The sequence below is a fragment of the Aquabacterium sp. UBA2148 genome (assembly GCF_002328915.1).
GTDB classification, from domain to species: domain Bacteria; phylum Pseudomonadota; class Gammaproteobacteria; order Burkholderiales; family Burkholderiaceae_C; genus Aquabacterium; species Aquabacterium parvum.
Genome location: NZ_DCXA01000128.1, coordinates 7,831 through 9,102 on the forward strand (window position 1 = coordinate 7,831; position 1,272 = coordinate 9,102).

Consider the following 1,272-nt stretch of genomic DNA (forward strand, 5'->3'; position numbering starts at 1 on the left):
GGAACGAGTCCCGCCGCTCTACACCGGGTCAATCAAACCCGCTCCAGCCGTGGAGCTCGACGCAGGCCAGGCCGCTGAGCTGTTAGGGGTGAGCCGTCGTTACTTCGTCGACGAGCTCAGCAAGCGCGCAGGTTTTCCAAAGCCCTCCACGAGCATCAGCAACAAAACGCGACGGTGGCGCTATGCTGACCTGCTAAAGGTGAAGACCCGACTTGGGAGGAGGGAGGACCATGGCAGAGCAGACCCAGGAAATCGTGTCGAATGAGATCGCGCGCCCCCTTTGGTGGGCGGGACAGGTCTTTCGCCTCGCCCTCGGTGCGTTCTTGATTGCCCTGGTGCTGCTCGGCAATGACGACAGCCACGGGGCCGAGGCCCTAGTCGGCCTTGCCGCCTTCGCTGTGGCCTACGCCCTCTCGCCCACTTGGCGGGCGGTGCTCGCGCCAGTCATCACCTGCGCTTTTCTCAGTCCGTTCGGCGTGGCGGGCGGCATGGGGGCGGGCCTGGCCATGGGGCTGTGGCTGTGGATGGCGTTTCACGTCACATCCAAGCCCCTGGCGGCCCTTGTCCAGGCACTCCGCTGAACTGCCCCTCTTACTTGCTGCCAGGGCTGGCCACGCCCGTCAGGGCCCCCCGTGCGGCATCCGCTGGCCCGGTGGGATCCGCCCTGCCCTCTGCCACTTCGGCGGCGTAGCCCAGGGGCTTGCCCAGCACCGCGACAGGCACACCCGTCAGCATGCTGACCAGCGTCAGGGTGTCGCGCACTGCGCGCTTGGCGCTGCCATCCTCCAGGATCGCCTTGTAGACCGAGTGAGGGGCCTGCGCAGCGGATTCGATCATGCTGACCGCCGGCGCGGTGCTCATGCGGTCATCGTAGGGTTTGCCGTTGAACGAGTTGGCCGCCACCGTGGCCACCTGGCCCACAACGGGCACCATGGCTGCAGCGGTGCGAATCGGCGCCCCGATCAGGAAGGCCACGAACTCGTCGAGGTAGCCGTCTCCGTCCTCGTCATCCGGCCCGCCCCGCATGCCCTGCACGATGGCCTCGGCCACCCACGCGGGCACCAGGAAGCCCAGCAGGAAGACATGGAACAGCCGGCCCGCACCCTTGCGCAGGCCCATACCCTGGGCCACGGTGGCGAACTCAGTGCCCATCAGGTTGGCCAGGTTGTTGAAGTAGCCCGCGAACTGGGTGAACAGGCGGGTGAAGGCCGGGCCGGACTCGAAGCGGGAAATGTCTTCGGGCGACATGCTGCCCTGTGTCTCGCGCACCGC

2 protein-coding genes are annotated in these 1,272 nt (G+C 67.1%); one reads left to right on the forward strand and one right to left on the reverse strand.

Features of this window, described 5'->3' with window-relative positions; genetic code table 11:
- Window positions 1-230 precede the first annotated feature (230 nt).
- Entirely contained in the window at window positions 231-581 is a 351-nt protein-coding gene (locus B2W70_RS06965; protein ID WP_286744164.1) for a hypothetical protein, read from the forward strand.
- Between the two features lie 10 nt (window positions 582-591).
- On the opposite strand, the gene B2W70_RS06970 is transcribed toward B2W70_RS06965, so the two are convergent.
- A partial coding sequence (locus tag B2W70_RS06970) for a hypothetical protein (RefSeq protein ID WP_286744168.1) occupies window positions 592-1,272 on the reverse strand: 681 nt, incomplete at its 5' end.

Coding starts and splice junctions, on each gene's coding strand:
- B2W70_RS06965 (WP_286744164.1), top strand. CDS start 231: ATGGCAGAGCAGACCCAGGAAATCGTGTCGAATGAGATCGCGCGCCCC.